Source organism: Bradyrhizobium sp. P2_E8 (assembly GCF_056403875.1).
Window position 1 is genome coordinate 1 of the sequence record NZ_JBFUES010000300.1, and the last position, 7,504, is coordinate 7,504.

Sequence of the window (7,504 nt, forward strand, 5' to 3'; positions counted from 1 at the left end):
AGATAGGGATTGCCGCAGGCGGAAAACAGCGCGAGGTGGAAGGCGTCGTTGGCCTCGTGGATGCCGCGCAGATCCTGCATGTCCGCCTTCGCGCAATATTGCCGCTGTAGCGCGGTCAGCTCGTCGATCAGGCCTTGCGGTGCGGGCAGGGGGATCATCAGCGCCGCCTGCCGGGTCAGCATCTCCCGGACCTCGTAGATCTGCCGGACCTCGTCAGCCGAATAGAACCGCACGGTGGCGCCGACATTCTTCTCGCGGCGAACGATGCCGCGCCGCTCGGCATCCACCAGCGCCTGCCGCACGAAGTGCCGCGAGGTGCCGTAAGCCGACATCAGCGCGTCCTCGGTCAGGCGTGCGCCCGGCGCGAGCCGGCCGAAGATGATGTCCTCCTCCAGCCGCGCGACCACGTCGTCCGGATCGTCGCGCCGGACCGTCATGCTGTCTGCGGTGTGATTCTCGGGCATCCCCTCGGCCTCCGGCCCCGTGCCGGTCTGTCCTGTGGAGCAGGGAAGGCCCAGATTGTCAATAATCCGGTCGTTCGGCGGTGCGACAATCCAGAAATTGCCGGATACGCGCCTATCTTATTGACAATCGAGGGACAGGCTGTACGACAATGGCAAGGTGAATGGAGTGGCATGATGACGAGTGGCTTGCGCAAGGGTCTGACGAGCTATGGCGATGCCGGCTTCTCGCTGTTCCTGCGCAAGGCGTTCATCAAGGCCATGGGCTATTCCGACGACGCGCTGGAGCGCCCGATCGTCGGCATCACCAACACCTATAGCGACTACAATCCCTGCCACGGCAACGTCCCCCAGATCATCGAGGCCGCCAAGCGCGGCGTGATGCTGTCGGGCGCGATGCCGTTCGTGTTTCCCACCATCTCGATCGCCGAGAGCTTTGCGCATCCGACCTCGATGTATCTGCGCAATCTGATGGCGATGGACACCGAGGAGATGATCCGGGCCCAGCCGATGGATTCGGTGATCGTGATCGGCGGCTGCGACAAGACGCTGCCGGCCCAGGTGATGGCGGCGATCAGCGCCGACCTGCCGACCGTGGTCATCCCCGTTGGCCCCATGGTGGTCGGCCATCACAAGGGCGAGGTGCTGGGCGCCTGCACCGATTGCCGCCGGCTGTGGGCGAAATATCGCGCCGGCGACATCGACGACGCCGAGATCGAGGCGGTCAACGGCCGTCTTGCGCCGTCGGTCGGCACCTGCATGGTGATGGGCACGGCCTCCACCATGGCCTGCATGATCGAGGCCATGGGGCTGTCGCTGCCGATGAGCGCGACGATCCCGGCGCCGCATGCCGAACGCTTCCGTCTTGCGGAGGCCAGCGGCCGGGTTGCGGCCGAAATGGCCAAGACCAAGGGGCCGAAGCCGAGCGAGCTGCTGACTCCGGCATCTTTCAAGAACGCGCAGGTCGTGCTCCAGGCGATCGGCGGCTCGACCAACGGCCTGATCCATCTGACGGCGATGGCGCATCGCTCGCCGCACCGGCTCGATCTCGAAGTGTTCGATCAGATCGGCCGCGAGGTGCCGGTACTGGTCGATCTCAAGCCGTCGGGCGAGCACTACATGGAGCATTTCCATCACGCCGGCGGCGTGCCGAAACTGCTGGCGCAGCTCGGCGATCTCGTCGATCTCGACGCGAAGACCATCACCGGTCAGACGCTGCGCGATATCGCGGCGTATGCGGAAGACGTGCCCGGCCAGGACGCGATCCGTCCGCGCGACAATCCGATCAAGAAGGAAGGCGGCCTCGCCGTCCTGCACGGCAATCTCGCCCCGCGCGGCGCGGTCATCAAGCAATCCGCCGCGAGCCCGAAGCTGTTGCAGCATACGGGGCGGGCGGTGGTGTTCGAATCCGTCGAGGACATGACCTTGCGGGTCGACGATCCCGATCTCGACGTGACCGCCGACGACGTGCTGGTGCTGCGCAACGCCGGCCCGAAGGGCGCGCCGGGCATGCCGGAGGCGGGCTATCTGCCGATCCCGAAGAAGCTCGCGCGCGGCGGCACCAAGGACATGGTGCGTATTTCCGACGCGCGCATGAGCGGCACGGCGTTCGGCACCATCGTGCTCCACATCACGCCGGAATCCGCCGTCGGCGGGCCGCTGGCGCTAGTGAAGAACGGCGACATGATCCGGCTGGATGTTGCCAAGCGCAGCATCGAGCTGCTGGTCGATGCCGCCGAGCTGGAACGGCGGCGCGCCGCCTTGAAGCCGGCGGCTGCGCCCGAGGAGGCGCGGCGCGGCTACGCCTGGCTGTACAACGAGACCATCACGCAGGCCGACGAGGGCTGCGATTTCGATTTCATGCAGAGGACTGGGAAGCAGACCGAGAAGGGGTGACCGCCACCCGAACGAACGCTCAGACCGCTGAAGCGGCGGGCGATAAAACAGGGGGAAACGATGATTGCACGATCCATGCTTGGGCTGGCGGCAACGGCCGCTGTTCTGTTCGTCACGGGCGCGTCGGCGCAGGAGGTGAAGCATTATCGCTTCGCCTATGACCAGCCGCGCAACACCGGCTATTCGATCGCGGGCGACCTCTTTGCCGACAAGCTCAAGGAATTGAGCAAGGGCACCATGATCATCGACCAGTACCCGGGCGCGCAGCTCGGGCAGGAGCCGCAGGTGCTCCAGCTCGTCAAAGCCGGCGACGTCGAATTCGCGATCATCTCCTCGGCCAACACCGCGACGATCTCGCCGCAGGCCGGCGTGATGTCGCTGCACTTCCTGTTCCGCGACGAGAACCACGCGGTCAAGGGGCTGGCCGATCCCCGCGTGTTCGAAGCGCTCAGGACCATGATCGACGAGACCACGCAGGGCCTGCACGTGATCGCGACCGGCTCGCAGGGCGTGCGCCACATGTACAGCAGGCGGGAAATCCACAATGTCGGCGACGTCAAGGGCCTGAAGGTCCGCGTCCAGGCGACCGCGACCGAGGACTTGATGTTCCCCGCCTATGGCGCCCAGACCGTGCACATGCCGTTCGGCAGCGTCTATACTTCGCTGCAGACCGGCGTGGTCGACGTCGCCGAGAACAGCATCAACGTCTACCTCGTCAACAAGCACTACGAGGTCGCGCCGGTCCTCAACATCACCGAGCACGAAGCCAACAACGCGCTGGTGTTCATCTCCGACAAGCTCTGGCAGAGCCTGTCGGCGGAGCAGAAGGGGTGGGTGCAGGCGGCGGCCAACGAGATCAGCACCAAGGAGCCGCAGAAGGCGTTCGACCTCGAGCGCACCGCGGCCGACAAGCTGAAGAAGATGGGCGTCAAGATCGTCGACAACGTCGACAAGAAGAGTTTTACGACGATCGCCGATCCCTATCTCGACAAGCTCGCCAAGGAGCTCGGCCCGCATGCCGAGAAGATTAAGAATTTGATCCGGTCGATCAATTAGGTCGCCCGCGGCCATCCTTCGAGACGCCCGCCTGCGGCGGGCCCTCAGGATGAGGTCTCGCTTTGCGGCGAGATTTTAGACCCTCATGGTGAGGAGACCGCCAAAGCGGGCGTCTCGAACCATGCAGGCCGAGCACGATCGGCAGCTTCCCAGCTGTCACACGGGCTAGCTACGGGATGACGAGGACGCAAATGCCCATCGCCGACAAACTGCTCGTTCAGCGCCAACGCCACCTGAAATGGCGCGGGCTCGACTGGCTCGAGCTTGCGCTGATGATTCTCTGCGGCGTGCTGTGCTTCGGCTTCTCGCTGTCGGTCACCGCCGACATCGTCACCCGCACCATCGGCCATCCCTGGCTGTGGCTTCAGGAAGTCACCTCGACGCTGTTCATCTACGCGATCTTCGTCGGCACGGCGGCTGCGACGCGGCGCAACGATCACCTCTATCTCACCGCGATCTCCGAGGCGATGCACGGCACGCCACGGCTGATCGTCGAAGTCATCATCCGCCTGGTCGTGCTCGGCGTCGCCTTCTGCCTGATCTGGTACGGCTACCAGAACTATCTGCGCGGCTTCGGTAGTTTTCGCCTGCCGTCGGGCACGCCGATCGCTTCGCTCTACGCGATCATCCCGCTCTCGGGCGTGCTGATCGGCCTCTTCACCATCGAACAGCTCGTCAACGGCCTGCGCAACGGCTTTGACCATCCCGAGCCGCCGGACGAGGACACAGCGTCCGTCGTGACCGACGCACAGATGAGGGCGCAGCCGTGAGCGCACCTGTCGTCCTGGCGTTGATGTCGATCTGCTTCCTGTCCTTCGGCTATCTGGGCGTGCCCGTGCCGTTCTCGCTGATGGCCGGCGTCTTCATCGGCGCGATCCTGTCGGACGTGTCGCTCGCCGCCATCATCCAGAAGATCTTCGACGGCGTCGATTCCGAGGCGCTGCTGGCGATCCCGTTCTTCCTGCTGGTCGGCGAGCTCATGAGCTCGGCCAATGTGGTGGTGCGGATCGCGAACCTGTCGGTGTCGCTGGTCGGGCACATCAGGGGCGGGCTGTCRCAGGTGGTCGTCGTCTTCAGCATGTTCTTCTCGGAGATGTCGGGCTCGACCACCGCCGACGTCGCGGTGATGAGCCGCGCGCTGGGCGGCCCGATGAAGCGCGAGGGCTACGAGCCCGCCTTCATCGCCGCGATCATCGCATCCGCCTCGACGATCGCGGCGCTGGTGCCGCCGAGCATCACGGCGGTGGTCTATGGCGCCGTCGGCAACGTCTCGATCGCCGGCCTGTTCATGGCGGGCGTGGTGCCGGGTCTGATGATCGGCTTCGGCCTGATGATCTACTGCTATTTCTTCGGCCCCTCGGGCCTGCGCAAGCCGCGCGCGCCGCTGCGGCAGGTGGTGTTCGCGGCGGGCGATGCGGCCCTGCCGCTGATGATCCCGGTGATCCTGCTCGGCGGCATCCTGACCGGCTGGTTCACGCCGACGGAGGCCGGCGTCGTCGCCGTGGTCTGGATCGTCCTCGTGGTCATCCCCGCGCTCAACCGCGGCCACTTCAGGAAGATCCCCTATGATTTCTGTCTCGCCGGGCTGATCTTCTCGCTGCCGCTGATCACCATCGGTGCCGCCAACGCCTTCGGCTGGATGCTCGCTTACTTGCGTGGCGCGAGCTACATCGCAGAAGTGATCACCTCGATTGCCGGCCACGATCCGCACCTGATCATGCTGCTGATGGTGCTGCTGTTCACCGTGGTCGGCGACTTCATCGAGCCGGTGCCGACGATCATCATCTTCATGCCGCTGGTCAACACGCTGACCGAGGCGGGCGACATCAATGCCGTGCATATGGGCGTGGTGCTGATCGCCACGCTCGCCTTCGGCCTGATCACGCCGCCTTATGGCCTGGTGCTGCTGATGGCGTCGAAATTCGTCGGCATCAGCTTTGCCAAGGCCTTGCGCGCCGCGTTGCCGATCTATGTGGTGTTCCTGGCAACGATCACGTTCGCGATCTATTTCCCGAGCGTCGTGCTTTGGCTGCCGCGGCAGGTGCTCCCCGAGTCGGTCGGCTGCTTCAAGTCGCCGGCGGGGACGGGCTATATCTGCCCGCAATAGCGACCTGCTCGATCCGCCATTGCGCCTGCTCGCGCACGTAACGGAACGGCGTGCCGTGGCTGTTCTTGAAGTAGCTGCCGCACAGCGCGTTTGCCATGCCCTGCATCACGGCGTCGTGGCAGACGAACAGCAGATTGTCGCCGGGATGACGGTCGAGCCAGGCGGAGACGCAAGCGAGCGACCGTGCGGTCATGGCGTCCCAGCTCTCGCCATCGGCGGGCAGGATCGAGACGAGGCCCGTCGCCGAGTTGACGCCGTGCTTGATCATGAGGTCGCGAACGGGGAGGCCTTCAAAGCTTCCGAAGTCGAACTCGATGATGCCGTCGTCGATCGCGAGCGGCACCGAGATCGCGTCCGCGATGATCTCGGCCGTTCGCGCCGCGCGGGCCAGGGGGCTCGCCACGATGCGGCTGATGCCGGCGCCGCGCAGCATATCCACGGCCTCATGCGCTTGCCGCAGACCGTCCTCGTTCAGCGGATTGTCGGTCCGCCCCTGGAAGCGTCCCTCGCGATTCCAGTCGGTCGCGCCGTGGCGAAGCCCGTAGAAGGTGCGCGCGGGTGTCACTTCGACTTGCTCGTGAACTTCTTCACGGCGAGCCGAAACTCCTCCGTGTTCATCGCCATGACGATCCTGTGCTCCTCGGCGTCGAGCTGCTGTTTCACCGGCGTCGTGGCAGCCTGGTAGACCAGCGACTTGGTGCCGGCGATCGCGGCAGGCGGGTTCTGCGCGAGACGTTCGGCGAACTGCCGCGTCGCCGCCTTCAGCTCGGTCGCGGGAACGATCTTCGCGACCAGGCCCCATTCGTAGGCCTGCTGCGCGGTAAAATTGTCCTCTGACAAGAAGATCTGGAGCGCGCGGCGGGAGCCGACCGTGCCGACGATGCCGACCGTCGAGCCGCCGTCCGGCGACACCCCGATCTTGGCATAGGCCGACGTGAACCTGGCGTCCTCCGCGGCGATGCAGAGATCGGTGACGAAGGCGAGGCCCATGCCGGCGCCGGCGGCCGAGCCGTGGACGCTGGATAGCGACAGTTTCGGCATGCGCCGGATGGTCTCGATGAAGGCGTGATAATGCTTGAGCAGCTCGCCGACCACCGGCGTCACCGTGCCCGCTTCGGCCGCAGCTCCAATCGTCTGCAAATCGCCGCCGGCCGAGAAGGCGCGGCCTTCGCCCTCGATCACCACGACCCTGATGGCGTCGTCGCCTTCGAGATAGGACGCGAGCTGTTCGAGCTTTTGTGCAATCGCCAGGTTGATCGAGTTGAACGCGGCAGGGCGGTTGAGTGTGATGGTCGCGATCGGACCGTCGATCCGCAGCAAGGCCGGATCATCGGGGTGGGAGGTGGGAGCTGGCATTGGAAATCCCCGGCATGAGGTGGTTGGTGCGACTAAATCGCAGAAGGCGAGGGGAGACAATCCCCGCGCGCCGCCCTTGCGCTGGGCGGAACGATAGGCTCAAATAGGGCCGCCTTTGTTGAGGGACGGACACGAGCGCCGGCTCCTCCTGGGCTAGCCAAGCCAATATCAGCGTGAGAGGAGACGACATGGGTCACGCTCGTGTCTCCGGAAGTGGGCTGTTCCAATGACTGGCGGTCCGGTGATCATTGTCGGCGCCGGCCATGGTGGCTACCAGGCTGCGGCATCCCTGCGGCAGGCCGGTTTTTCCGATCGCGTCTGCCTGATCAATGACGAGGCGCACCTGCCTTATCAGCGGCCGCCTTTGTCCAAGGCCTACATCAAGGGCTCCGCCGGACCGGAGAGCCTGATGTTCCGGCCGGAGAAATTCTATGCGGACCAGAAGATCGAGCTGATCGCCGGCCGCGCGGTGTCGATCGACCGCGCCGGGCGCAAGGTCCTCCTCGCCTCGGGCGAGACGCTTCCCTACGGCCATCTCGTGCTGGCGACCGGCGCGCGCAACCGGCTGCTCGATCTGCCCAACGCCAACTTGCCCGACGTCAAATATCTGCGCATCCTCGACGACAGC

General features: G+C 65.2%; 8 protein-coding genes. 5 read left to right on the forward strand and 3 right to left on the reverse strand.

Annotation, left to right across the window (positions count from 1 at the left end; translation table 11 throughout):
• Positions 1-464: GntR family transcriptional regulator (locus tag AC1D00_RS18090; protein WP_477011589.1), on the reverse strand; the 464-nt coding region annotated here is incomplete at its 3' end.
• Between the two features lie 174 nt (positions 465-638).
• Between AC1D00_RS18090 and AC1D00_RS18095 the strand changes: the two genes are divergently transcribed.
• From AC1D00_RS18095 to AC1D00_RS18110, 4 genes are all read left to right on the forward strand, one after another.
• A complete protein-coding gene (locus tag AC1D00_RS18095) occupies positions 639-2,357 on the forward strand; it encodes an IlvD/Edd family dehydratase (protein WP_477011590.1) in 1,719 nt (572 codons plus the stop codon).
• Positions 2,358-2,417: 60 nt separating this feature from the next.
• Positions 2,418-3,413 (forward strand): TRAP transporter substrate-binding protein, encoded by a 996-nt coding sequence (locus AC1D00_RS18100; protein ID WP_135178465.1) that lies wholly within the window; start codon positions 2,418-2,420, stop codon positions 3,411-3,413.
• Positions 3,414-3,604: 191 nt separating this feature from the next.
• Entirely contained in the window at positions 3,605-4,183 is a 579-nt protein-coding gene (locus tag AC1D00_RS18105; protein ID WP_477011591.1) for a TRAP transporter small permease, read from the forward strand.
• The gene (locus AC1D00_RS18110) at positions 4,180-5,520 is read left to right on the forward strand and encodes a TRAP transporter large permease (protein ID WP_135178463.1); all 1,341 of its coding nucleotides are present in this window, start codon (positions 4,180-4,182) and stop codon (positions 5,518-5,520) included. The genes AC1D00_RS18105 and AC1D00_RS18110 overlap by 4 nt, the downstream gene beginning before the upstream one ends.
• On the opposite strand, the gene AC1D00_RS18115 is transcribed toward AC1D00_RS18110, so the two are convergent.
• Together AC1D00_RS18115 and AC1D00_RS18120 are read right to left on the reverse strand one after the other, a co-directional pair.
• A complete protein-coding gene (locus tag AC1D00_RS18115) occupies positions 5,480-6,085 on the reverse strand; it encodes a histidine phosphatase family protein (protein ID WP_477011592.1) in 606 nt (201 codons plus the stop codon). The two genes, AC1D00_RS18110 and AC1D00_RS18115, sit on opposite strands and share 41 nt — an antisense overlap.
• Entirely contained in the window at positions 6,082-6,876 is a 795-nt protein-coding gene (locus AC1D00_RS18120; RefSeq protein ID WP_477011593.1) for an enoyl-CoA hydratase/isomerase family protein, read from the reverse strand. Before AC1D00_RS18120 ends, AC1D00_RS18115 begins: the two co-directional genes overlap by 4 nt.
• 226 nt (positions 6,877-7,102) lie before the next feature.
• Here AC1D00_RS18120 and AC1D00_RS18125 point away from each other — a divergent pair.
• Positions 7,103-7,504: FAD-dependent oxidoreductase (locus AC1D00_RS18125; RefSeq protein WP_477011594.1), on the forward strand; the 402-nt coding region annotated here is incomplete at its 3' end.